Below are 24,292 nucleotides of genomic sequence, written 5' to 3'. Positions count from 1 at the left end.
AGCACAGGAGTACGGCATGCCCGCACTGGCACAACGAGAACAACAGGTCGCCGCCTTTCAGGTGATGCATATATTGGGCGCTGCGCATGCCTTGATGGCGCAAGGGCACGACGTCATTCACCTCGAAGTGGGCGAACCGGATTTTCCCACGCCCGAGCGAGTGGTCGCCGCCGCGCAAACCGCCTTGAGCGAAGGGCGCACCTTTTATACCCCGTCGACCGGCATTCCTGACCTGCAAACCGCGCTCGCGGCCAGCTATCAACGCCGCTATGGCGTTCAAATCGCCCCTGAGCGCTTCATTCTCACGCCCGGTGCATCCGGCGCTTTGCAGGTGGTCCTAAGCTTAACGCTCGATGCCAACCAAACCCTGCTGCTGCCCGAGCCGGGCTACCCGTGTAACCGCCAGATCGCCGCCTTGCTGAACATCAACACGCATTGCGCACCCTTGCCTGCGCACACCGGTTTTAGCTTGACCACCGACTGGCTGGCCGAACACTGGGCTGCTGACACCCGCGCCTTATTGGTGGCCAGCCCGGCGAATCCGACCGGTAAGGTGTTGGCGCGCAACGAACTGGACGCCCTGCATCAATGGTGTGCCACGCGCGACGCCCATTTGATTGTGGATGAAATTTACCAAGGGCTCGACTACAGCGGCTCCCGCTCGCATTCCATTTTGGAACTGAGCGACGATGCCTGGGTCATCAACAGCTTTTCTAAATACTACGGCATGACCGGCTGGCGGCTGGGTTGGTGTGTGGTGCCCGAACACGCCGTAGATGCCGCCAACCGGCTGTGTCAGAACCTCTTTCTAGCCCCGCCCACCGTCTCGCAATACGCTGCTTTGCGCGCCTTGCAGCCCGACATGGATGCCGAATACGCAGAGCGTGTTGCCGCCTTTGCCGAACGCCGCGACTGCCTGTACGCCGGACTGGCGGAACTGGGTTTTGGTTTACCGAACGACGGCCAGGGCGCGTTCTATTTATACGCCGACATCCGCCACACCGGTTTAGATGCACTGACCTTCTGCGAACGCCTATTGGCCGAACAATACGTGGCGGTGACACCCGGCGACGATTTTGGTGGCGAGAACCCCTCACACTTTGTACGCTTTGCCTATACCTGTGAACCCGAGCGTTTGCGTACAGCCTTAGGGCGGATCGCCCAATTTGTGAGTGGCTTATGAGCAATACCCCTTCAGCATTAAACGCCTTGCCCGATGGCATCACGCTTGAAACCAACGCCCACGGGCGGTCATTTTTGTGTATCAAACACTCTAACGTTAGCGCTCGCATCGCCTTTACTGGCGCGCACATCGTGCATTGCCAACCCAGCGGAGAAGACGACCTGTTGTGGATGAGTCCCGCCGACCCGCAACAACCCGGCACAGCATTGCGCGGCGGCGTACCCATTTGTTGGCCGTGGTTCGGTGGCGACCGCCTCGGCGCGCCTGCCCATGGCGTAGCACGTACTGCAGACTGGCAATTGGATGGCGTGACCGTTGAGCACCAGAAAGTGCGCGTGAATATGTCGATCCCACCCGAATCATTAACGCAATTACTGCCGGAAGAAGCCTGGGCCGTGAGCGTTGAGTTTGTGTTGGGCCACAGCCTGACCATCAACCTCACCACGCGCAATATTGGCAGCGAACCCCAGTTGCTCAGCCAAGCACTGCACACCTACCTGCCCGTAAGCGACCTAGCCAGCGCAGAAATACATGGCCTAACCAGCGTTCGCTACCTCGATAAACTAACCGGCGAAGACCGCGCCGGAGAAACCCAGGCGCTCACCATTAATGGCGAAGTAGACCGTGTGTACTATCAATACGCCGGCCCGGTAAAATTGCGTTGTAATGGCATGAAAGACCGCGTGATTACCCGCAACGGCTGTTCCGCGCTGGTGGTCTGGAACCCCGGTGCCGACAAAGGTGCGACCCTGAGCCAATTCCCCACCGACGGCCACCAACACATGCTGTGCATCGAAGCCGCTAATGCCGGGCCCGACAAACGCTTGTTAGCCCCATGGGAAAGCCATACGCTCAGCACCACCATTGGCTATGAACCGTAGGCGGCCGGCCCTCTGGCCGAACCGTTCACATACTTCCGTAGTCTCAATACGTCCAACGTCTGTAGTTTATCAGTGCTTACAGAAGAGCGATTTACGCCTTGCAAAGCAGGATTTTTTGCACGAAAAATAGCTGTACAAAAACCCAGTATAATCAGGCTTTTCTATGTGCACATGCGCGTTTTTCTGCTAGGATGTTTTCAAGCTTTGCGTGTTTTTCTGGCTGCCGAATTGAAAACAGTAAGAAAATCAAAGGCTTGGCGCGACGGACTCCTTGTTTATACGCACGCTCCAAAAATTTCAGAACAGGATAGTGCGCATGCGCGTTTTTCCAGAGATGATTTTGGTGAAGATCGTAAAAATATTAACAAAATCAGAGGTTTGTGAGGTTTTTGCTGACTCAGGCATTCTAGCAAATCGCGCATGCGCACTAATAAACTGTTAAGTTTATATACGTAATGTCATCAGATCATCCAGGATTCAGAATATTTGTTCTAGGCGCAGGTTTCTCAAAACCGGCTGGACTTCCGCTTGCGTCAGAACTTTATGGGGAAGTGAAAAGTGCCATCGAAGCTAGGCATGGGAAGGAAACAAAGTTCCAACGCGATCTTGAAAACTACATTGAGTACAGAAGGGCTTGTGATGGAATAACGATAGATGAGTCCAACATTGATTTAGAAGAGCTAATGTCGTTTTTGGATATTGAACACTTCTTGGGCTTGCGTGGTAGCGACACTTGGAGCGAAGAGGGTAACGAATCACAATTAATGATTCGAAAAGCAATAGGTGAAGTTATTCATCTCAAAACTCCCGAAGCAAACAACCTTCCTGATGCATATTATAGGTTTGCGGAGTCACTTTCTCCTCACGATATCGTAATAACATTTAACTACGACATAATTCTTGAAAGAGCTTTGGAGTATGTTGGAAAACCCTATCGTTTATTTCAACACCGGTACAAAGAAATTGGTGAATATTCGAACACAGTAGATAGCGAAAAGGAAGAAGTCATAGTTCTAAAGCTTCATGGCTCAGTAGACTGGTTCAATAACAAACAGTTTTTGTCAATTAAAGAGTCACATGAATCACAGGGCAGCACTAGGATACCCATCCATAGTGTTTTTGACGATCCAACAAGGTATGAAGCTGTTTCCATCGTAGATGGCCCAAGATCTCCAGATGATCCATTGCTCCATATACACAGAATTCGAGATGCTGATGCGTACTATCAGGGAGATCGGGGCTTCAATGCTCCATTCCTATTGTCGCCGTCATACGTGAAGTTTGTATATGCTCCACCACTGCTGGATTTTTGGCATGGCCTTGGCCGTGCGGGTGGATATAACCTGGGGATTTCAATTATCGGCTTTTCTCTTCCAGAACATGACGAGTATATCCGCCAGATACTATACAACGTGATTTCTAATTATCAGGAATCTTGGTGGGATGAAGAATTATTGGAAACGCTAAAAGATAATGTAAAATTCGTTGATTTCAGAGATGATCAAACAGGGCAAGAAGAATTCATGCAACGGTATGGGTTTTCTAACAAGGAAAAATCGGCGTTCTGGCTAGATGGCTTTTCTACGGAAGCTGTTGAGTTTTTATTTACTATGAACAGGAAAACTTAACAAGGCCTTCCATCGGATGCAGTCGCTAGCGCGCCTGCACCAATGAAGGCAACGTTACGTTTCCGAATAGAGAAGCACTGACGAATGGATGTAATTCAAGAGCTAGAAACTGATTATGAGCGAGCGGTGTGTTTGCAGAACATATTAATCGCGAGAGCTACAGGTGAAACACCAAGTCCAGGTGACTATCAGTTGCTTCGTCAACTGCTGCTCGAAAAGGCTTCTATAAAGCAATTAATGCCTGGATTCGTCCGAACAAATCGAGATTTGAATCAGTTCTGGCAGTTCATTAAGTATGAGTTTAAAAAATACCAAGAGAGAAGAGACTTTATATATACAGAGTTCCAGCCCTTACTTGATAGTCTAGAAGGTAAAAATGTCGCTCCGGCAGACACCTCTATTTCTGATGCGTTGAAAACCTTTGATGAAGAAGGTGTTCATGCAGCATGGGAAAAAGCTCTGGGTCGTAGGGCAAACGACCCTGAAGGGGCTATTACAGCAGCGAGAAGCCTATTGGAAACCGTGTGCAAGCATATTCTTGATATACAAAAAGTACCCTACAACTCCAAAAAGATTGAGATTCACGAGCTATATAAGCTCGTTGCAAAAGAGCTTAATCTTTCGCCAGATCAACATAATGAGGCAATTTTCAAGCAAATACTTGGTGGCTGTTCTGCGATAGTAGGTGGGTTAGGTACTCTCCGAAATCGGCTTGGAGATGCACATGGCCAAGGTAAAATCAGAGCAAAGCCTTCTCCACGTCATGCAGAATTGGCCGTAAATCTTGCTGGTTCTATGGCAATCTTTCTTGTGAGCAGCTGGAATGAACGCCACAGTAATAAAACGTAACAAGCGCGTTGAAGGCGACGCTCGTTCCTCGCGCGCTTTACGCGGGCGTTAGCCAAAGGACTCTATGACAATTACCTTAGCAGCAATACTTTCCCTGATTACAGGACTGATAGGAGCAGTCTTCGGGCATGTTTTGTCCGAGAAAAAGAGCCGCAACGATGAGTTGGCAAAAATGCGATTGGATGCTTATACAGACTTTTTAAAAGCCACTTCACTCTTAGTTTCTGCTAGAAGATCCGGGAGAATACAAGATGAGATTGCTGAGCTTGGAGCTCTCAATGATGCAAAATCGCGGATCTGCGTATGTGCCGATGCGGGCGTAGTGGAAGCCTTGGAAAGCTTTTGGCTGCAAGGTGGTACGCTTGAGAAGGAGCAGGAGATCCTCGCTTACACCAGGCTGTGTAGGGCAATGCGTGAAAGCTTGGGTAGAGACGATCTTTCCCACGGAATCCGCTTGTCCGATATACTTTTTAGACTTGAGCCCTCTACTTTCTCATATCGGAGAAAGGCTAGTGACGGCTAACAAAGCAATTAAACTCGCTCCTGATCTTGCCCCATTAAAACGGACGCCTCTTTAAACTGAAGAGGTGCACCATGCCCAAGTCCAATTTAGCCAAGAAGACACAGAAATACAGCCTAGAATTTAAGCGCAAGTCCGTCGAAATGACCTTTGACCCAGACGTGCTGATCAAAGACGTTGCGCTCGCCATGGACATTCATCCGTTCATGCTGTCACGATGGCGCAAAGAATATCGAGAAGGGCTGTTACGTCCTTCAAGGAGAGCATAAGAAGTGTCGAAACCGCCACGCAAAACCCTCACCGCACTCGCTTTACGCGTATTCGCCCTCTGGCTACTCGCCCAACTGATTGTCAATAGCGCCCAATTTGTTGCTGTTATCACCGCACTGACTGGCCTCGCTGAGCACAGCCTGTACCCTGTGTTTTTCTTAGCTTTCTTTGGTCTGGGAATACTGGCTATATGGCTGCTTTGGCGCCTGTCGGGCAACGTACTGAGCAGCATTGGCGAAGACGATCAGCAACCACTCCCGCAAGGAACACAAGCCTTTGTGTTGCAAATCCTCGGGGTGTACTTTCTGGTGACGGCGCTTGCGTATCTTCCGCGCCATGTCGTTTTCTCCGTACCCATGGGTATGGAATGGTGGAAGAGTGCGATGCCAGCGTTAGGGTTGTTGCTAAAAGGTGCCTTAGGATTGGCTTTGGTCATGCGGGCACCCGCTTGGGCTAAGCTGCTAACAAAGTTACGCAGTTAACTGCCAGCTCCCTTTGAATTACGCAACCACGCGCCTTTTAATTGCTGAGGTTTCTGTGAATAAATTCTTTGCCATCGCACTTACTGCGTTATCACTCACCGCACTTGCCACGGACGACGCGCTCGATTGCGAAAGAGCCATTTCTACCATGGACATCAACCAGTGCGCCCTCGAAGAGCTCTATCTGGCCGAGTCTGAAATGGAGCATTACCTAGAAGCCAGTTACCAGCACAACGGCTACGACCCTGAACTGATCGCTGCGATTAAGACCGCGCAAAAAGCGTGGGCGGCGTATAGGACATCGCATTGCGACTCTGTGTACACTCAGTGGCGTGACGGCACTATTCGGGGCGTCATGGGTATTTCCTGCCAAACGGCATTGACCCAGCAAAGAACGCATGAAATTTGGCGGCACTTCCTAACGTACATGGACAGCACACCACCGGTGCTGCCTGAACCTGGGGTCAGCCGTGACTTGGGCGGAAAAACTCATTAGTCCAGGTCACCAGACCACTTTCCTATTCTTTGTTCCTCTCGTCGGCTCTATTTACAATGGCGTGTGCCCCACTTAAAAGCATTACTAGAGGGGATATCTTTTTAACAAGTCCTAATGTGTGCTTTAGCTCAGCCATAGTTCAGTACTTTAATCAAGGTTCGAGGTATGCTTCCTGCAATGCATTGCGTGTTGATGAGTGAGTCGTAATTAATTTGCACAGTTTTATCTAGCCCCGAAGGGCGAGCTTCGTGGGTGAGTCGAGTAAGCCAGTAAGAAGTGCCTGCACAACAACGACAGCGCGGAGGTTGCCATTGAAAACGATAGGCCTGATAGGCGGAATGAGTTGGGAGTCTACGCAGACGTATTATCGACTCATCAACCAGAAAGTAAGAGACGAACTTGGTGGGCTCCATTCGGCAAAGATCGTTCTCTACAGTGTTGATTTTGCGGAAATTGAGGCGTTACAGCATAAAGGTGATTGGGCAGCAACGGCGGAAATATTGGCGTCTGTGGGTCGGTCGGTTGAGTCTGCCGGTGCCGATTTTTTGGTGCTTTGTACGAACACCATGCACAAGGTCGCCCCCGACATTGAGCGCGCAGTCAGCATTCCCTTGCTTCACATTGCAGATGCCACCGCCAATGTGCTCAAAGAGGATGGTATAACCTGTGTTGGGTTGCTGGGGACGAAGTTCACGATGGAGCAGGCGTTTTATCTTGGTCGTCTGCAGGATCATGGTATTCAGGTTGTGGTGCCCGATGAGCCGCAAAGAGAGTGTATCCATTCGGTGATATACAATGAGTTGTGCCGGGGTGTGGTTACGCCTGATTCAAAAGCCGTGTATTTGGATGTTGTTGCATCATTGGCTGAACGCGGCGCGCAAGGGGTAATCTTAGGGTGCACGGAGATAGGTCTTTTGATCCAAAGTTCAGATACAGACATCAAACTTTATGATACGACAGAAATACACGCCGAGCAGGCGGTTCAGCTTGCCTTGGGTGGGATTTAACACAACGCAGCAGTTCGTCGCCATTGGCAACTGCTGTTAAGGCGGGCTTACCGACAGTTCGCGCGGAGAAAGTGCATGGCTGACAACTTCAGGGAATACAGAGAAAAGCTTTTAAGTACCGATTATCCGCCATGGCGTAATTTGCTGTCTTGTTTAGCGCTCGCTGTTTTGTCTACGGGTGCTGTGTTGGCTTGGTGGTACGCTTATTTCACACTGCCCGAGACGGCTTGCCACAAAGGCACTCTCTACGTCTCGGTCTTGTGGCTTGTTGTGCAGTGGGTGGTTATTGGTTATTTGTACTGGTTTCGGGACATTCCGGCGTTTGCTCGCGCCGCTATAAAGTTGCTAATTCTTACGGCAAATATTTGGTTTGGGCTTTTCATTTTTGCGCTCAAGCCCTGCGGTGTATAGCAAAACAAAGTCATCGGTGACCATACTCCCTAAACAGAATTTGACGGCGCTTACATCGTGCATTATCTTCGCGTTCGCCTGCAACTGTCTTGCGGGTGTCATTTTACGATCCGATACCGAAGGTCTGGTACGGCAAATTTAAAGGAGTTTTAGTATGACAAGTCAATCTGTGGATACCCCTACGCAATATGCTTCCTTTGGCGCTCGTTTATGGGCCAGTATATTGGACGGAATTCTGTTTTTTCTGATTTCCTTTCCGCTTCTTATGATGATCTATGGTAAAGACTATTGGATTGACGAGCGGTCGGTATATGGCTTTGCGGACATATTGATCAATTGGGTATTTCCCTTTGTGGCGATTATGTTGTTTTGGGTGAAGAAACAGGCCACGCCCGGAAAAATGGCGGTCAGTGCGCGTATTGTATGCGCCAGAACCGGTGGTCGACCCACTGTACAGCAGTTTGTCATTCGCTACGTTGGTTACATTGTCTCAGCCATTCCACTACTTCTGGGGTATTTCTGGATGCTGTGGGACGACCGTAACCAAACATGGCACGACAAAATGTCCGGCACAGTGGTTGTGCGAGATTCCCACTAGTCATCTAGCCAAGGCATAGCGCGCGGACTGATTGGCAAGTTGCAAAACTTAGGTGCTGAGCGCGGTGCTTATGTGATCTTTGTGCAGGCCGATACCGACGAAGACGACCAGCCTGCTATTGCGCTGTACAGCTCAATGGGCGAACGCGAAGATGTACTGCATTTTGATATACCCGTGGCACGTTGAACAACGTTGACTTGGCGTATCCTGTTTGGGAAGATCAAATTATGAACACAGACCTTTCGCTCCAGCACTCTCGAATTATTCTCATCATTCCATAGGAATGGTGGGTTTTGACACGACTGTTGTTCGTTATACCCGCCCAAGAGGCGGGTTTTTGTTGTCTGCTTCCTGGGTTTTAGTTAACGCCAAAGGAGGCAGCATGCAAAAAGTAGCGATATTTGGAAATGCGGGAGGCGGTAAGTCGACTCTGGCTAAGCAGTTGGCTGAAGCTGCTAAGCTGCCGCTATACTCTTTAGACAAGATAAAGTATCAGGCAGGCGGTAAGGAAGTGCCTCATACGGAATACCTTCGCACACATTCTGATCTTCTGAGCCAAGAGGCGTGGATCATCGACGGGTTTGGTTGTGTCCCATCCGCATGGGAGCGTTTTGCTGCTGCCGATACGCTAATATTCATCGATCTGCCGTTACTCACCCATGGATTGTGGGTAACCAAACGGTTGCTCAAGGGCTCGTTTGTAAACCCTGAAGGCTGGCCTGAGAACAGTCCAATACTGAAAGGAACACTCAACAGCTACCGGGTTCTTTGGCTGTGCCATACCAAATTGACTCCGGCATACAGAAAGCTTGTTTCTGACTCACGGAATTCGAAGAGCGTTTATCACTTGCGGTCGCCACGCGCCATTAAAGCGTTTTTAAATGATATTCGGTCGAAGTAGTGATCAAATTAAGATCGCTAGTAGGATCAAACAAGTCGAATCAGTGCGCGACCCCGTTAGTCGCCGGATAAACCAGAGGCCTCTATGTCTGAGATTGCACAAACACCCGAACCACCGTATTACGCGGTCATTTTCAGCAGCCTAATACGATCAATTTAATCCCAAAAAGGAAATGACCAATGGACATACGCATCGATAATCTTGACGGCGCAGACATCGCCGAATTCCTACAGCAGCATATCAACGATATGAGGTCTATATCGCCACCGGAAAGCAAGCATGCGCTGGATTTAGACGGCTTGCGCGCTCCGGAGATCACATTTTGGAGCCTTTACGACGGTGAACAGTTGGTGGGTTGTGCTGCGCTTAAAGAGCTGGGCGTCGGTCTCGGTGAATTGAAATCTATGCGGGTGAGTGCTTCGGTAAGAGGCCAAGGTTATGGCTCGAAATTGGTCAGCCATATTGTGCAGGAGGCGAAGAGCAGGCAATACAGCTTGTTGAGCCTTGAGACGGGCTCAATGCCATTCTTCGAACCTGCCCGAGCGCTCTATTTGAAACACGGCTTTTCCTATTGCGGTCCCTTTGGATCTTATAAAGAAGATCCCTATAGCGTTTTTATGGAGCTGCGTTTGGATGCTTGAACCGAGAGCAAACTAAGCCAGTTTTAAAGGCAAACTGACATACACCGGAGATCGTGACATATAACGCGCAGCAGAAACTGGAGTTCAAACACGCCTCTGTGTTCTACAATGGCGTTGCTGAGGTTAACTAAGCCGACGTGATACGATGCTTTCGAAAGCACCAGAAATTCAGTGGGACTATCAGCATATTATGCGGAACAAAGGGTTATTGAAGAAACTGTGAGCGTTCCTAGAGGAAAGGCGATATGAGCACCAAAATACCAAGCGCGATGTTGATGGGCGCTACTGGCCTTGTGGGGTCTGCGGCTTTACCTCTTTTAGCTGAGCAATTCGATAAAGTATTGCTGCCCGGTCGTCGTTTACCGGAACAAGCACCGAGTAACAGTGAATTTATTGCGACGGATTTTACGGATTTTTCGGTGTTCAACAGTCAAGTGGATGAAGCCCCGGACGTGCTGTGTATTGCCTTTGGCACCACCATCAAACAGGCGGGTAGCCAGGCACGCTTTCAAGAAATTGATTACGACTATCCCTTAGCGTTGGCGCGCTGGGCGGTGGAGCGCGGCACCCTGCGGGTGTGTTTAATTTCTGCGGTGGGCGCGAATGCGCAATCCAAAGTGTTTTATAACCGGGTAAAAGGTGCGTTGGAAGATGCGCTCTATGAGTTGCCAATACGCAGCTTGTACATTCTGCGACCATCTTTGTTGTTGGGGCCACATGCACAGCGGCCAATGGAACACATCAGCCAAAAGCTTTTCGGGCCCATCGCACCGATCATGCCCGCCAGTATTCGCCCTATTGAAGCCAAGCAACTGGCGCAAAAGCTGGTGGCCTGTGCGGTTAAGCCGGCCGGCGAGGGTAGAGTCATTTTGGAAGGCAAGTCGTTGTTTAGCTGATTCAGGGATTTACGCCATGGTACTGGCGTATGATACTTAAAATTCGAATAGGGAGAGCGTAATGTCGGAGCGCATAGAGAGTTTGGATTTAATTCGTGGTGTTGCCATTTTAGGTATTCTTTTCATGAATATTATGGCGATGGCAACGCCGATAGAAGCCTATTACAGCCCCTTTTGGCGAGAGGGCCTGTCTGCTTTAGAAATGCCGCTGTATCAAATGCAGAGCATGGTATTTGAGAGCCGGTTCATGTCGATGTTCAGCCTGTTGTTTGGTGTGGGGCTGTATATTCAGTATCAAAGTGCTTTAGCAAAAGATCTTCCGGCGCGTGCTCGGCTGTTTTCAAGGTTACGCTGGCTGTTGTTGTTCGGGCTGTTGCACGGGTTTTTGGTCTTCGTTGGCGATATTTTAACGCTCTATGCATGCTGCGGCTTTCTATTGGTTTGGCTGCTGGGTATGAGCAACAAAAAGCAGTTTGGTCTAGCGCTGTTGTTTTTGGTCTTGGGCCAATTGCTGATGCTTTCATTGGTTGCGGCAGTATTTTTTAAGGGCGTGCCGATGGTCATGTCCGAGGTGCCGTTGAGCCCTGAAGCCTTGTCGGCGTTACAGCAGACGTGGACGAGTTACCCTGACCGGTTGATAGCTCAAGCCGTTGAGTTTGGTCAGTTCTTGCTATTCATACCGGCAGCTGCCCTTTGGCACAACACGGGTTTGATGCTGATCGGCATTCTGCTTTATAAGAAAGGTTTCTTCCATCAGAGCCGTTTCATACCTTGGGGCTTGGCCAGTTTAGTGTTGGGTTTAGTGCTGGGTTGGTGGGTTCAGCAATTGCGCGCGGAGATCGGTTACAGTTCGGACGTCGGTTTCGCCACGATGTTATTGATGATGCTGACGGGTTTGTTGTCTGCCATCGGGTATTGTTCTTTGTTGGTGCTGGCGGCTACCAGCGGCAATGTGTTGGTTCGTCTGCTGAAAAATGCCGGGAAGATGGCGTTTACGCTGTACATTTCTCAGAGCGTTTTGACATATCTGATTTTTGTTTGGTTGGTGCCTCAGTATTGGGGGCAGCTCGGCCGACCTGAGCTGCTGAGTTTGGTTGTTGCGTTAACTGTTTTGCAACTGTGGTTCGCTAACTTTTGGCAGCAAAAGTATGGGCAGGGGCCGCTGGAGAAAGGGTGGCGGTATTTAGCGTACCGCCGTTTTCGCCAAGTCGAGAGTTAATCATACAATCCCGCCAGTTTGGCAGTCAAAAGCACTGCGACCACCGTGCTCTCAAGCGGCGCTCGCAGTGGGTGAGGAACCTTTTATGACTGACAACCCACCACCTGTCACTGCGTTCCCACTTACCATCGGAAGAGTCAATGGAAATTAGAATCGCCACGGCGAGTGATGTAACAGCGATGTTTGAGGTGCGCACCAGTGTGCGTGAGAACCACCTGTCGTATGAACAACTGGCGGAACGCGGTATTACGCCGGAGTCTCTGCCAGACATGCTCACCGGCAGTGGTCGGGGTTGGGTAGCGGTGGATAACGGCGACGTAGTGGCGTTTGCGATGGCAGATGCCAGCGAAGCCACGGTGTTCGCCATGTTTGTGCGCGCCAGCCATGAAGGCAAGGGTATTGGTCGATTATTGATGATTGAAGCCGAGCAATGGTTGCAAGCGGAAGGCTGTGCGGACGTATGGCTGCTGACCGATGCCGACCTATCAGTCAGAGCCAACGGGTTTTACCGTCATTTAGGGTGGGTAGATGATGGCATTCAAGAAGACGGGCAAGTTCGCTTCACAAAGCAATTAACGAAGAGGACGCTCACACCATCGTCAAATACACATACCCATCATCCATCTTCCATGGAATAGGGGTCAGTTCATCGCCCTGACAAGGCCCCGAAATGCACATGCCATCGGTGATGTTGAACAACGCACCGTGCATCGAACATTGAATGAGTTCGGCGTCTAGGTCCAGAAACTGGTCGTCTTGAAACTCCAAATTCACGCCTAAGTGCGGGCATTCGTTCTTGTACAGGTAGAGCTCGGCATCTTTCTTTACGGCAAATAATGCCAAACCGTTAACCGTAAAACCCTTGGAGTCCCCTTCGGGGATGTCATTGAAATGACACAGTTTGTACGCCATGCAGTAGAACCTTCTTTATCAACGGCTGATTAACGTTGGGCAGCCTAAAGTGGGGTGAGGAATGATGTCAACATCCAGATGAAAATGCTCACGCACACGGGCCTCGGTCAGCACCGCTGCGGGGGTGTCGGTACAAATCAAGCGGCCTTCATCCAACAGCGCAATGCGGTCGGCGTAGCGTGCGGCGAGGTTTAGGTCGTGTACTACGAAAATCACACCAACACCCTGTTGTTGCAGCGGAGCCATCTGCCGAAACAGGGCGTGCTGATGGGCCAGGTCGAGGCCGCTTACCGGCTCATCCAGTAGTAATATGCGCTCACGGCCGTCCACCGGTTCCCATATCTGTGCCAGTACCCGTGCCAGTTGAATGCGTTGTTGTTCGCCCCCTGAGCACGCGGTGTAAGGTTTGCCCAGCAAGTGGGTGACGTCGCAAGCATCGGCAGCGGCGGCTAAAATGGCGCGGTCGCGTTGTATGCCGGTGCGATGGGGGTAACGACCTAGGGCGATGACTTCATGCACTTCAAACGGAAAGTTCAGTGGCGAGCTTTGTGGTAATACGCCGAGCCATTGGGCACGGTCTGCCGACGGGTAGCGCGTTAGCTCACGCTCCTTAACCAGTACTCGCCCGCTGGCCTGTGCCCATTCACCCGTGATGCAGCGCAATAGGGTCGACTTGCCTGCGCCGTTCATGCCCACCAAGGCCACCGCCTCACCCGCCGAAAGGGTAAGGTCGATATGATCCAACAACGGCCGACCGCCGCGCTGAAAGCACAGTTGGTCAACGGTTAGGAGGTGGGATGCCATAAGCGAGAATACACCAGTAACAAGACAAAGAAAGGGCCGCCGATCATGGCGGTAAGGATACCCACGGGCAGCTCAATAGGTGCTATCACAGTGCGCGCTAGAGTGTCTGCGAACATCAATAAGCCCGCGCCACCCGCGGCGGCATACCACAGCAAGTGTTTATGGTTGGGGCCAAACAGCAGGCGCATGATGTGCGGCATCACCAAGCCAACAAAGCCGATCATGCCGGTGAAGGCAACGGCCGAACCGCTGATCAGCGTGACGCCCAGCAGGCACAGTTGTTTGGCACGGCGTACTGGAAAGCCCAGGTGATAGGCTTCGGACTCGCCGAGCAGTAACGCGTTAAGAAAACGAGCATGGCGAATGATGATGGCGCCACCGATGACCATGGCGATGACCAGGATCGGTACTTTGTTCCAGGTTGCAGCCGACAGCGACCCCAAACTCCAGAACGACAACACGCGCAGCTGTTGGTCGGTCGCTACATACGCACAGATGCTGATGACCGCGCCAGCGAAGACGTTGATGGCGATGCCGATCAGAATGACGCGGTTGGGGTCAAAGCCATGCTGGCGGGCGAGCAGTAGCATCAGGCTCAGGGTGGCGGCTGCTCCTAAACTGGCGAGCAGAGGAATGGTGGCGAGGCCCAGGCTGGCTTGTAAGAGCGCGAACAAGCTGGGCAGCAATATCATGGTGCCCAGTGCAAAGGCGGTGGCGCCGGAGGTGATGCCGAGGATCGTGGGTTCGGCCAGTGGGTTGCGAAACAGTGCTTGTAACGTAGCGCCCGCTAATGCCAAGCCGGCACCTATCAGCGCCGCCATGGCGAGGCGTGGAGCGCGGATATCCCAAATAACGGTGTTGAGCAGCGGGTTATGGGGTTCGTCGGGACGCACCAGGGCGCGCAGAATATCAGTCAGGCTAATGGGCAGGGTACCAGAACGCAGGCTCCACAAAGCCAAGGCGGCCAGAGCCAGGCTCAAGCCAAGATACACCAGCCAAGGCGAGCGCCGCGCCATCAGACGCGGTCCTGCAATGAGTCCACCTGCCGGTCAAGCACGCGTTGCCAGTTTTCGGTGAAGCCGAGCAAACGCCAGACCTCCAGCGTCTGGGTATCCGGTAGGGCGATGTCACGGTAGATTTCGGCATCGACGATTTCGCCCAGCGGCGCGTACTGAAACACCGGCTCGCCAATGAGGATCTGCGCGCCTTGGTTATGGCTACTGAGCGCATCCAGCTGTTTCAGGATTTGGCCGAAGATCGTTAGGACTGGCAGGCCGCGACTGTTTTGAATGCCTGCGTACATGGGGCCAGCCATGACCGACACGCTGAACTCCGGACGTGGGCGGGCGGTCCAGCCTTCCATGTTGTTGAGCAATTGATCCAATACATAGCTGGCACAGAGCGCGCGCTGCACGAAGTCACCATCCTCAATGTCGTTTTGTACCAGAAAGCGCCATGGGTCTTGCGTTGGTTCGCCTTGATATAAGCGCATGACTTCGTCGCAGCGTTGCTGAATAAAGTCCATCAGACGTTTGACCGCATCGGGCGGCAGTTTCTTTTCCAGTGCGTCCAGATTAACCAGTTCAATTTTGATCAGCGCCCCAACGGTTTGCGCTCCGGGCAAGTCGCTGGCGCGAAAATTGGAAATAATTTCGCTGATTTGATGTTCCGGCAGGCGGCGGCGCAGCGCCGATAACAAGTCCAAAGCATCACCGTGCGAGCGGCCGAGCTGGCGCAGTAAGTGATTCAGTCGCGCTTGTGGTTCCAGTGTGGCGGGTGCGTGCAATTCAGGGAAATGGGCCAGCAGCAAGGCCTGGACGGTCTGGCTGTCGTGTCCTTGGCGGCGCAAGTAAAGGTGCATCATGCCAGCAGACAGGCCGCCGAAGACGATCAGGGTCAATGCGATCAACAATGTACCGCGCAAACGAGCCGCACGCAGGTTGCTGTCGTCCTGCCATAGCGTTAGGGTGCCGAGCAGTTGCTCTTCGTAATACAGTGGGCTGCTGAAGCTGCGGTGGTCGTCGCCGGTGACGCTACCGGCGTCGGTGATGGTGCGACCTGCAGGGTCCAATATCTCAAGGCCGGTGATCAGGGGCTCCCGCGTCCAACGTCGTGCTTCTACTGTTAAGCTGATGCGGTCGTCGATGGTCAGCAGGCCTGCGGCGCGATGGCCGTATTCGCGAGCCAACAGCTCGCCTTGCTGGTGCCAGGAATTGGCCAGCAGTTGCTGGTTGGGCCAAACCACTATGGTGGCACTGAGCACGGTCAGAAACAGAACGCACAATGCGACGACAATAATGTTGGGCGAGCGAACGAGGCGCTCTAATAATTTCCACATAATGCGTGTCAGAGATCCGGGCAGATGGCTGTATTCTGGAATGATTGACGCTACAATAGCCGCCAATTTAGACGGCCACTAGTCTACCCTGTGCAGGCAGTCGTCACCACCTTTTCATTATCTGAGGAATGCACCATGAGCGAGAAGATTGATCAGGCCCTTGAGCAACTGAACCGTATTGAAAACGCGTTGTTTCGTATCAGCTCTGATGCGCCTCGTGCCATGTCGACCCATGAAGTGGATGACACGGTCGCTGAGTTGCGTGCGTTGGCGGCCAGCGTAAAAAGCACTATTGAAAGCCTGAAATAAGATGGCCGACACCTCACCCGCTGTTTACAAGAAGGCGTCTGAAGTCATTCTGGTGAAGGTGTCGGGTGAAGACCGCCGTGGTCTGACTCTGGCCTTTTCCAATTTATTGGCACAACACAATATCTCCATTCTGGATATCGGGCAGTCGGTCATTCACGACCAATTGAATCTGGGCATGCTCATTGAGTTGCCTGGTGAAGGCATGGCGAGTACGGTGCTGAAAGATCTGCTCTACAAGGCTCATGAAATGGGTGTTGGGGTGCAGTTTACACCGGTCAGTGCGGAAGAATACGAGCACTGGGTCAGCGGCCAAGGCAAGGAGCGCTACACCGTTACCTTGCTGGCGCGCAAGATCACCGCAGCGCACTTTGCGCGCATGGCCGAAGTGGTGGCCGAACAAGAATTAAACATCGATGACATCGTCCGTTTGTCTGGCCGTGTTCCCCTGGGGAAAGCGCCGGAAAACAGCCGCGCCTGTGTCGAGATTTCGCTGCGCGGTAAGCCGGTGGATGCCGACGCTATGCGCGCGCGCTTTTTGCAGGTGGCCGGTGAGTTGGACGTTGATATCGCCTTTCAGGAAGATACCCTGTACCGCCGTAACCGCCGTTTGATCTGCTTTGATATGGACTCCACATTGATCGAAGCGGAAGTCATTGATGAGCTGGCGAAAGCCGCCGGTGTCGGTGATCAGGTGGCTGAAATTACCGAAGCGGCGATGCGTGGTGAGCTGGACTTCCAGGAAAGTTTCCGTCGTCGTATGGCGCTGTTGAGAGGTCTGAAGAAGTCGGTACTGGCGGAAGTTGCAGCGCAGTTGCCGGTGACCGAAGGTGCCGAGCGTCTGATTCGACACGTTAAAACCCTTGGGTATCGCACAGCTATTCTGTCCGGCGGCTTCACCTATTTTGGTGAGTATTTGCAGGACAAACTGGGTATCGATTACGTACACGCCAATACCTTGGAATTCGATGAGAACGATGAGCTGACGGGGCGGGTAATTGAACCCATTGTGGACGGTGCGCGCAAAGCGGAACTGCTGAAGCAGATCGCTGCCGATATGAACATTTCATTGGAGCAGGTCATTGCGGTAGGCGACGGTGCGAACGATTTACCGATGTTGAGCACGGCAGGCTTGGGCATTGCGTTCCGTGCCAAACCCATCGTGCAGCAAAACGCCAAGCAGGCGTTGAGTACCATTGGTTTAGATGGCATTTTGTATTTGTTGGGGTTTAAAGACCAGCATCAAATCGACAGTTTGTAGGGCGTCATTCGCCCTCACTGTTTACTCGTCTTCTTCAAACTGAAAATCCATACTGCTCGCCGGCTGTTGCAAATAATGCCCTTGCACGTAATGCACGCCAGCCTGCCACAAACTCGCCAAAATGGCCGCACTTTCAATGTGTGGCACGATAGACGCAACTTCATGTTGGTGGATGTAACTCACCAATTCCGTCAATTTGTTCAGATTGTCAGCGTTATCCAACTCTCTTACAAAGCTCGGGTCGACTTTAATGAAGTCAACGTTGACATGCCGCAGCAGTAATTCTCCTTTTTCGGGATGCCCAAAGCGTCCCACCGCCAACTTGGTGTGCAGTACACTCAAGCCTTTGCTGAATGACTTCAATTGCTTCAGATAGCTGTGCGCCAGGTGCTCTGAGACTTGGAAGACGATGGAGTCGCCCGGCAGTTTGGCTTCGCGCAGGGTTTTATTGGCCCATGGTAAGAAGGTGGAATCTTGCACGGTGGCGGCCGTTAAGTGCACGAAGGCACGCGTTGAAGCGCCCTTGCCACGGCGATGTCGCGCCAGCTCGATCACGGTTTTACGGAATACCCAGCGGTCGAGGTGGCACGCCAAGTCTGCCACGTTGGCCGCTTCCAGAAATTCATGCGGGGCCAAAAGTTTCTCATCGTCTCCGATGATGCGCACCAGCACTTCGTAGTTCTCTTCGCTGCTTTGGCGCAAATTCATCAGTGGCTGAAACAGGATGCGTAGCTTGTTGCTTTCCAGTGCCGAGCGCAGTTGCGATGCCATGGTATTTTCGGCTAATTCTTTGTCGCCTGGGCGATAGACGATCACTAATTTGCTTTCTTTAATGGCACGCATGCAGGCTTCGTGTGCCTGAGTGATGGATTCGGTGTCGGAGCTGGTGGTTTCGGTGATCGGGCTGATGCCAGCATGCAGTTTAACCTGCACGGTTTGGCCGTCGACTTCAAAAAGGTGGTTGGCAACGGCCTTTAGGAAGCGCTCTGTCTTCTGTTGTGCACTGTCATGATCCGTAGGGCAGACGATGGTGAAGGCGTCATCGGAGAAGCGCGCCATCAGTTCCGTATCGGGAAACGCTTTACGTAGAGTGTCAGCGACGTAAGAAAGTAGTAGGTCGGTGCCTGCGATACCCAGTGCCTGTTTATGCTCTGCTAAACCGACCACCTGCAGGAAGGCTAGGCTGCGCTTGCTGTGTGTGCGGCGCACCTCATTGATGACGTCGGCCATGGCTTCATCGAAGTAGGCTCGATTGTACAGTTGGGTTTGGGCATCAAGGCTGGCCAGTTCGCGCACGCGGGCTTGCAACTCTTCGTTATTTGCATGCTCTTTGCTGATGGTGATCTGTATGCAAGGTTCGCCTTCGTAACTGGCAGGGCTTACCGATAGGCGGGCCTTGAAGCGCTCGCCACTCTCGTGCTCACCTTCTACGTCGAGCCGTATTGTCTTGCCAGTAGATACTTTTTTAAGTTGGCTTTTCAGGGCGTCGGGCGGTGTAGTGCTGACCAAATCAACCAAGGGCATGCACGACAGTTCTTCCATGTCATCGTAACCAAAAAGCTCGCGGTAAGTGTCGTTGGCGTAAATATGCATACCTTCATGGACGTACGCGATAGCGTCTTTCGATCCATTCAACAGCAATTGGCAGCGGCGCTCCGATTCCGTCAACATGTGCTCAAGGCTGCGCTTTTGGCGCCGTATTGAAAGTTGACTGAAAGCCCGTTTGATCGCATGCAGTAGATGTTCGGTTTGATTGGTATCGACCACATCCTCAAGCCCCATGGTCAGGCCGCGAGCCATTTGCTCTGGCGTGTAGCCGTCCGTCAGTCCAATGACGGGGAGGTCTTTGCCACTGTCGCGAATGATGGAAACAGCCGTCGTAGGGTCAACGGTGTCGGCGGCCAGGTGCACACAGGCAACATCAAACACCTGTTCATGGGTGACTTTTTCCAACTCAGCAGCGGACGCTACAAAATGGCTGCGCGCCGCCTGACCGTGGTTGCGCAGCGCACTGAGCAGGGGTTCTGCTTCATTCTGCGTGCGGTGCAACATAATCAGGTTAATACTGTTGGATTCTTCTGCACTCATGTGAATTCTGGTTGCCTTGTTGTTGCTTCGCTGTTGAGTTTGTTAATCGATCGATCAATTGTTCTGACTTTTAGGTTGTACTGAGAACTGATCAGAACGCACGCCACAGAGGGTCTTCTGTCCATTCGGTTTTCTTGGGTTCGGCGGCTTTGTCCAAATTGTTCTGTATCGGCACGATGGAGAACTGACCAACAGCACTGGTCTCGGTGATCTTCTGGGTGAGCCGATACGCATGTTCTTTGCCTTGCCGGTACAATTGAGCCTTTTGTCCGACCTTAATAGCAAGGCGCGGTATTATAACGGATTCTGGCTGCGCGATGGCTTTGATTTCCGGAAGTGCGATGGAGCGCAAAAAATCACTGTGTTTCCCGGTTTTATTGAGCACACGCACAGCACAGGCTTGCGCATTGGGGGAAAGCAGCTCTACACCAATCAAGAGGCCTTCGCCTGGTGCCTTGCGAACCCAGCGAATTAAGCCGATGGTGCGATGTTTTGACCGTTCGTCGCGCACAGCGATAAGCTCGCCCGTCACCAAGTTATTCGGTGTTTCACCCGGCCACTGCAAACAGTAGCCGCGCGGGCTTTTGTCGCGCAATACTGCGCCATATTCGGTGACAGGGGAGACATCAACAAACTCCTCCTCGAGTTTCGCGGTGTCCATTTGAATGGTGGGTATAGCATTCAGGCCCGCATCGAATGAATCTTCCCAGACATCGCGATTAGCCAATTCTGTGCGTGTAGCGCGAGCCGCAAAGCGCTGTTCCGGGTCGTCAACCAATTTAGTGTCACGGTATTGCCGCACATAGGATTCGAATGTCTGGCCACCACTGAGCAATTTGTGCACGGCGGATAAACCCACGGTGACGCCAATTCTCCCTTCGGCCTCTTGGCGGCGGAAGCGGCGCGGTTGTGCGCGATCCCACGCCAAGGCAAGATGGTCAGCCAAGCGGTCGGAGAAGCCATGTACGGCCGGTAATTGCTCGCGTTTTTCTTTGATTGCCCTCACCAGCGCCCGAGTATCGAGGCACAGGGAATCCGGCAGCAGCGTGGTGTATTCGGTGATGTATTGTGGCGCTGAGTCACTGTTTGGCTCGATCAGATAAACGCCATCGGGTGCACGCGCCAGCTTGATGAAACGACTCCAAGTGACGCAGGCACGAAACAAGGGGTCGAGTTCGTGTTTCTGCAACTGGAACGTCTGGGAGGTGCTCAGCAGCAGGGCAGCAAAATAACCTTGTTCAAGGGTGCTGGCTTTGTCTTGCCACGGAAATTCTGTGCGGGCTGTTTCAGCTTTGCGCGCCACTCGGTAGAGCTGATGCAACTCACCCCAGAGGCCTGTAGGGGCGGGCAGGTAAAGGCTCAGGGCGCGCTTCAAATTGGGGAGCAGGGCCCAGGTGCAATGGTGCAGGGCGCGCGCTACGGTTTCTTTGCGCGACAGCGCCCAAGTTGTGCCTGCGTCGAGTGCAACGGACTTGTAGCCGGTGGCGAGCTCCACATGCAGCGCTTGCGCCAAACCGGCTACCTTGCGTTCGGTGTCATCAAGGTTGTACAGACTGTCTAGGTGGCGACGAAAGAGACCGTCAGCAGCGTACTCAACACTGGGGGCGAGTATGTTCAGAAAGGCGAGGCGATCTTGTGGGCTGCTTTTCAGCTGGTTCAGCTCACGCAGAGCACCGTAGAGCCGACGGCCAGTTTCCGCCAAGTTGACCACGGGCAGTTCGCCTACCCAGTCGGTCAGGTCCCGTTCGCGTGCTGCACAGAATGAAAGCGACTTCTGTGTGGCTTCGACAGGCTTTAGATAGGCGGTCGTTTTCTCGGGCATCCATCGTCCTGTGCTAACTGCGTCAGTATTTCGACTAATGATAGTAGTGAACTCAGTGCGGCGCAGGCAACGCTCTGTACTGAGTCCTGACACCCTTAGAGGGTGTCAGGGCAGCCAGGTCTTACTGGGGCGGTCAGGTATTTCCTGTACCAAGCGAGGCACCAAGTAGCCCGCCAGCTGCTCTTTCATCTGATTATGCAATAACAATGCCTCATTGTCCGAAACGGCAAAATGAGCTGCACCACTGACGGAATCCAGTTGGTGCAGGTAGTACGGCAGCACACCGAGCTGCATGAGGCGTTGCGATAACTCAGCTTGCGTCATCAAATTGTCGTTTACGCCACGCAATAAAACCGCTTGGTTCAATAATATGACACCGGCGGCGCGCAATGCGTTCAGCGGTTGCGCCAAGACTTCAGGTAGCTCTTGTGCATGGTTGCTGTGCAGCACCAACACGGTTTGCAAGCGCGTGCTGGTCAGTAACCTCTGGAACTCCGGTGTCAGGCGATCCGGTAAGACAATGGGTAAGCGACTGTGAAATCGTACAGTGGTCAGACTGGAAATGCCAGCCAGACTTGTTAGCCAGTTTTGCATGCTACGATCATTCAGCATCAGCGGGTCGCCGCCACTGAAGATCACTTCGTTCACCTCGGGATGTGCGCTCAGGTAGTCGAGAATGGCGGCGCGCTCCTTAGCGCCCATGCGATGACCTTCGTAAGGGAAGTGGCGGCGAAAGCAGTAGCGGCAGTGAATGGCACAGGAACCCGTGGGTACGAGTAAGACGCGCGAACGGTACTTATGAATCAGTCCCGGCAGCGGAGAAGCCTCGCGCTCTTGCAATGGGTCGGCACTGAAGCCAGGAACATCGACTTGTTCGGTCGCCCAGGGCAGAATCTGTTGCAACAGGGGGTCATGCCAATCGCCGGGCGTGATCAAGCTGGCAAAGTGGCGCGTGGTGCGCACCGGAAAGCCAACCGCCAGCATGTTCGCCAGGGGAGCGGGCGGTTCGCTTAAACCACAGGCGTCGAGCAGTGCGGACAGGTCTTGAATCATTTCCGTAAGCTGGTGCTGCCAGTCATTTTTTTCTGTCGGGACTGACTGCACAGCAATGGGTTTTCCGGTTATCATAGGCGGCTGAATTCTCACTGCATCGATTGCCCTGCCGGGGGTCGCTGCTATTTACGGACGGAAGATCTATGGCAAGCTATTCTACCAACGAATTTCGTGGCGGTCTTAAAGTATTGTTGGAAGGTGACCCTTGCAGCATCATTGAGAACGAATACGTTAAACCCGGTAAGGGTCAGGCATTTAACCGCGTGAAGCTGAAGAACCTAAAAACAGGTCGGGTTTGGGAGCGTACGTTCAAGTCGGGTGAAAGCCTTGAGGGCGCTGACGTCATCGATCTGGACATGGAATACATGTACAGCGATGGCGAGTTTTGGCATTTCATGAAAACCGATGGCTCCTATGAGCAGTATGGCGCCAACGCGGATGCCATTCGTGACGTTAAAGACTGGTTAAAAGAGCAAGAGCGCTATACGGTGACGCTCTGGAACGATGCCGTATTGACGGCAGCGCCACCGAACTTTGTCGATCTGCAAATTGTAGAAACCGACCCAGGTGTGCGTGGTGACACCGCTACTGGCGGCACCAAGCCGGCCAAATTGACCACAGGCGCTGTGGTTAAGGTGCCTTTGTTCATTGATAATGGCGAAGTAATTAAAGTAGATACCCGCTCTGGTGAATACGTTTCGCGCGCGAAACAGTAAAAACCCCTTTTCATCTCTGTGGTTTTTAGGCCTCCAGTCTTCTAGGAGCGTTTGTTATGAGCGATTGGCAGCCTACGGCGCCACGCGAACACTTAAAAGCCCGCGCTGCCACCTTGGCCGCAGTGCGGGCTTTTTTTGCGGCGCGGGAGGTGCTCGAAGTCGAAACACCGCTGCTCAGCAGTGCGATGAACAGCGACCCGAACATCGAGTCAATTGTTGCCAGCCAGCTAGGCCGCCAGTATTACCTCAATACCTCGCCTGAATTCCCCATGAAGCGCCTGTTGGCGGCGGGTTATGGGGCGATTTTTCAGCTGTGCAAAGTCTTTCGCGCCGGTGAGTCCGGCCGACGGCACAATCCCGAATTCACCATGTTGGAGTGGTATCGCCCAAGCTTTGACGAAGTCGCCATGATGGATGAAGTTCATGCGCTATTGGCGGAGTTAATTCCTAGCTTGCCACGGCAAACCTTAAGTTATCGCGAGGCCTTCATGCAATATGCGGGCTTTGATCCGCATGCGATTGAGTTGGGCGATTTGCAAGCCCGTTCTCAAGCGCGTTTGGCATGGCACAGCGCGGTGCGTAACGAAATGCTGGATTTGTGGTTGGCGCAGGTTGTGGAGCCCGCTTTGCCGTCAGATAGGTTGGTGTTTATCACGGATTGGCCGCCGAGTATGGCGGCGCTGGCGCGCATTGAGACGGACGCGCTAGGTGTGCGCATTGCACGCCGCTTTGAGGCGTTCTATCAAGGCATGGAAATGGCGAACGGCTATTTCGAGTTGTTGGATGCTGACGAGCAGCAAGAGCGTTTTCAGCAGGATGTGCGACAGCGTGAGCGTAGCGGTCAGGCCATTGGTCCGCTGGACGAACGGCTGGACCAAGCGATGCGCGCTGGCTTGCCGAGCTGTGCCGGAGTAGCCATGGGCTTTGATCGTTTGATGATGGTATTGTTGCAGGAGGGCGATATTGGGCGGGTGATCAGCTTTACCACCGATCGAGCGTAGGAACGCAGC

At 52.7% G+C, this 24,292-nt stretch carries 29 protein-coding genes; 22 read left to right on the top strand and 7 right to left on the bottom strand.

What is annotated here, in order from left to right; all coding sequences use genetic code 11:
* The first annotated feature begins 16 nt into the window (after positions 1–16).
* The 18 genes from NFC81_RS13565 (at position 17) to NFC81_RS13480 (ending at position 12,620) form a co-directional block, all read left to right on the top strand.
* Positions 17–1,183: an aminotransferase class I/II-fold pyridoxal phosphate-dependent enzyme gene (locus tag NFC81_RS13565; RefSeq protein ID WP_304995018.1), complete on the top strand. Its 1,167-nt coding sequence runs from the start codon at positions 17–19 to the stop codon at positions 1,181–1,183.
* Positions 1,180–2,064: a D-hexose-6-phosphate mutarotase gene (locus NFC81_RS13560; RefSeq protein ID WP_304995017.1), complete on the top strand. Its 885-nt coding sequence runs from the start codon at positions 1,180–1,182 to the stop codon at positions 2,062–2,064. Before NFC81_RS13565 ends, NFC81_RS13560 begins: the two co-directional genes overlap by 4 nt.
* 72 nt (positions 2,065–2,136) lie before the next feature.
* Positions 2,137–2,448, top strand: coding sequence for a hypothetical protein (locus NFC81_RS13555; RefSeq protein ID WP_304995016.1), 312 nt, complete (start codon positions 2,137–2,139; stop codon positions 2,446–2,448).
* Between the two features lie 71 nt (positions 2,449–2,519).
* Positions 2,520–3,692 carry an SIR2 family protein gene (locus NFC81_RS13550; protein WP_304995015.1) on the top strand — a complete coding sequence of 391 codons (1,173 nt, stop codon included), beginning with the start codon at positions 2,520–2,522 and terminating at the stop codon, positions 3,690–3,692.
* A gap of 84 nt (positions 3,693–3,776) precedes the next feature.
* The gene (locus tag NFC81_RS13545; RefSeq protein ID WP_304995014.1) at positions 3,777–4,541 is read left to right on the top strand and encodes an abortive infection family protein; all 765 of its coding nucleotides are present in this window, start codon (positions 3,777–3,779) and stop codon (positions 4,539–4,541) included.
* Positions 4,542–4,605: 64 nt separating this feature from the next.
* Positions 4,606–5,064, top strand: a complete 459-nt coding sequence (locus tag NFC81_RS13540) for a hypothetical protein (protein WP_304995013.1) — start codon at positions 4,606–4,608, stop codon at positions 5,062–5,064.
* Positions 5,065–5,135: 71 nt separating this feature from the next.
* Positions 5,136–5,330, top strand: a complete 195-nt coding sequence (locus tag NFC81_RS13535) for a transposase (RefSeq protein ID WP_304995012.1) — start codon at positions 5,136–5,138, stop codon at positions 5,328–5,330.
* A 3-nt stretch (positions 5,331–5,333) separates the two neighbouring features.
* Positions 5,334–5,813: a hypothetical protein gene (locus NFC81_RS13530; RefSeq protein ID WP_304995011.1), complete on the top strand. Its 480-nt coding sequence runs from the start codon at positions 5,334–5,336 to the stop codon at positions 5,811–5,813.
* A 55-nt stretch (positions 5,814–5,868) separates the two neighbouring features.
* Positions 5,869–6,309, top strand: coding sequence for a lysozyme inhibitor LprI family protein (locus NFC81_RS13525; RefSeq protein WP_304995010.1), 441 nt, complete (start codon positions 5,869–5,871; stop codon positions 6,307–6,309).
* A 311-nt stretch (positions 6,310–6,620) separates the two neighbouring features.
* The gene (locus tag NFC81_RS13520; RefSeq protein WP_304995009.1) at positions 6,621–7,316 is read left to right on the top strand and encodes an aspartate/glutamate racemase family protein; all 696 of its coding nucleotides are present in this window, start codon (positions 6,621–6,623) and stop codon (positions 7,314–7,316) included.
* Positions 7,317–7,391: 75 nt separating this feature from the next.
* Entirely contained in the window at positions 7,392–7,727 is a 336-nt protein-coding gene (locus NFC81_RS13515) for a hypothetical protein (protein ID WP_304995008.1), read from the top strand.
* A 154-nt stretch (positions 7,728–7,881) separates the two neighbouring features.
* On the top strand, positions 7,882–8,325 hold the full coding sequence (locus tag NFC81_RS13510) for an RDD family protein (protein WP_304995007.1): 444 nt from the start codon (positions 7,882–7,884) through the stop codon (positions 8,323–8,325).
* Positions 8,326–8,340: 15 nt separating this feature from the next.
* Positions 8,341–8,511, top strand: coding sequence for a hypothetical protein (locus NFC81_RS13505; RefSeq protein WP_370529912.1), 171 nt, complete (start codon positions 8,341–8,343; stop codon positions 8,509–8,511).
* A gap of 196 nt (positions 8,512–8,707) precedes the next feature.
* Positions 8,708–9,226: an adenylate kinase gene (locus NFC81_RS13500; protein ID WP_304995005.1), complete on the top strand. Its 519-nt coding sequence runs from the start codon at positions 8,708–8,710 to the stop codon at positions 9,224–9,226.
* Positions 9,227–9,405: 179 nt separating this feature from the next.
* Positions 9,406–9,867: a GNAT family N-acetyltransferase gene (locus NFC81_RS13495; protein ID WP_304995004.1), complete on the top strand. Its 462-nt coding sequence runs from the start codon at positions 9,406–9,408 to the stop codon at positions 9,865–9,867.
* A 245-nt stretch (positions 9,868–10,112) separates the two neighbouring features.
* The gene (locus NFC81_RS13490; RefSeq protein ID WP_304995003.1) at positions 10,113–10,763 is read left to right on the top strand and encodes an NAD-dependent epimerase/dehydratase family protein; all 651 of its coding nucleotides are present in this window, start codon (positions 10,113–10,115) and stop codon (positions 10,761–10,763) included.
* 61 nt (positions 10,764–10,824) lie between these two features.
* On the top strand, positions 10,825–11,982 hold the full coding sequence (locus NFC81_RS13485; RefSeq protein ID WP_304995002.1) for a DUF418 domain-containing protein: 1,158 nt from the start codon (positions 10,825–10,827) through the stop codon (positions 11,980–11,982).
* Positions 11,983–12,122: 140 nt separating this feature from the next.
* Positions 12,123–12,620, top strand: coding sequence for a GNAT family N-acetyltransferase (locus tag NFC81_RS13480; RefSeq protein WP_304995001.1), 498 nt, complete (start codon positions 12,123–12,125; stop codon positions 12,618–12,620).
* On the opposite strand, the gene NFC81_RS13475 is transcribed toward NFC81_RS13480, so the two are convergent.
* Genes NFC81_RS13475 through NFC81_RS13460 form a run of 4 tightly spaced genes read right to left on the bottom strand, consistent with a single transcriptional unit; the run spans position 12,571 to position 16,036 of the window.
* Positions 12,571–12,894, bottom strand: a complete 324-nt coding sequence (locus tag NFC81_RS13475) for a Rieske (2Fe-2S) protein (RefSeq protein WP_304995000.1) — start codon at positions 12,892–12,894, stop codon at positions 12,571–12,573. The genes NFC81_RS13480 and NFC81_RS13475 overlap by 50 nt on opposite strands.
* An 18-nt stretch (positions 12,895–12,912) precedes the next feature.
* On the bottom strand, positions 12,913–13,698 hold the full coding sequence (locus NFC81_RS13470; RefSeq protein WP_304994999.1) for a heme ABC transporter ATP-binding protein: 786 nt from the start codon (positions 13,696–13,698) through the stop codon (positions 12,913–12,915).
* A complete protein-coding gene (locus NFC81_RS13465; RefSeq protein ID WP_304994998.1) occupies positions 13,680–14,714 on the bottom strand; it encodes an iron ABC transporter permease in 1,035 nt (344 codons plus the stop codon). Before NFC81_RS13465 ends, NFC81_RS13470 begins: the two co-directional genes overlap by 19 nt.
* On the bottom strand, positions 14,714–16,036 hold the full coding sequence (locus tag NFC81_RS13460) for a hypothetical protein (protein WP_304994997.1): 1,323 nt from the start codon (positions 16,034–16,036) through the stop codon (positions 14,714–14,716). Before NFC81_RS13460 ends, NFC81_RS13465 begins: the two co-directional genes overlap by 1 nt.
* Before the next feature lie 135 nt (positions 16,037–16,171).
* On the opposite strand from NFC81_RS13460, the gene NFC81_RS13455 reads away from it, so the two are divergent.
* Positions 16,172–16,345, top strand: a complete 174-nt coding sequence (locus tag NFC81_RS13455) for a hypothetical protein (protein WP_304994996.1) — start codon at positions 16,172–16,174, stop codon at positions 16,343–16,345.
* A 1-nt stretch (position 16,346) separates the two neighbouring features.
* Entirely contained in the window at positions 16,347–17,603 is a 1,257-nt protein-coding gene (serB, locus tag NFC81_RS13450; RefSeq protein WP_304994995.1) for a phosphoserine phosphatase SerB, read from the top strand.
* Positions 17,604–17,624: 21 nt separating this feature from the next.
* On the opposite strand, the gene NFC81_RS13445 is transcribed toward serB, so the two are convergent.
* The 3 genes from NFC81_RS13445 to epmB form a co-directional block, all read right to left on the bottom strand.
* Positions 17,625–19,691, bottom strand: a complete 2,067-nt coding sequence (locus tag NFC81_RS13445) for an EAL domain-containing protein (RefSeq protein WP_304994994.1) — start codon at positions 19,689–19,691, stop codon at positions 17,625–17,627.
* Positions 19,692–19,782: 91 nt separating this feature from the next.
* Positions 19,783–21,513, bottom strand: coding sequence for a hypothetical protein (locus NFC81_RS13440; protein ID WP_304994993.1), 1,731 nt, complete (start codon positions 21,511–21,513; stop codon positions 19,783–19,785).
* A gap of 105 nt (positions 21,514–21,618) precedes the next feature.
* Complete coding sequence (gene epmB, locus NFC81_RS13435; protein ID WP_304994992.1) at positions 21,619–22,641, bottom strand: EF-P beta-lysylation protein EpmB; 1,023 nt, start codon at positions 22,639–22,641, stop codon at positions 21,619–21,621.
* 68 nt (positions 22,642–22,709) lie between these two features.
* Between epmB and efp the strand changes: the two genes are divergently transcribed.
* Positions 22,710–23,282: an elongation factor P gene (gene efp / locus NFC81_RS13430; protein WP_304994991.1), complete on the top strand. Its 573-nt coding sequence runs from the start codon at positions 22,710–22,712 to the stop codon at positions 23,280–23,282.
* Between the two features lie 56 nt (positions 23,283–23,338).
* On the top strand, positions 23,339–24,283 hold the full coding sequence (epmA, locus tag NFC81_RS13425; RefSeq protein WP_304994990.1) for an EF-P lysine aminoacylase EpmA: 945 nt from the start codon (positions 23,339–23,341) through the stop codon (positions 24,281–24,283).
* The last annotated feature ends 9 nt before the right edge of the window (positions 24,284–24,292 follow it).

Source organism: Salinispirillum sp. LH 10-3-1 (genome assembly GCF_030643825.1).
Lineage (GTDB): Bacteria > Pseudomonadota > Gammaproteobacteria > Pseudomonadales > Natronospirillaceae > Salinispirillum.
The sequence above is the reverse complement of the archived record's forward strand: the minus strand, read 5'-3'. Positions and strand labels throughout refer to the sequence as shown.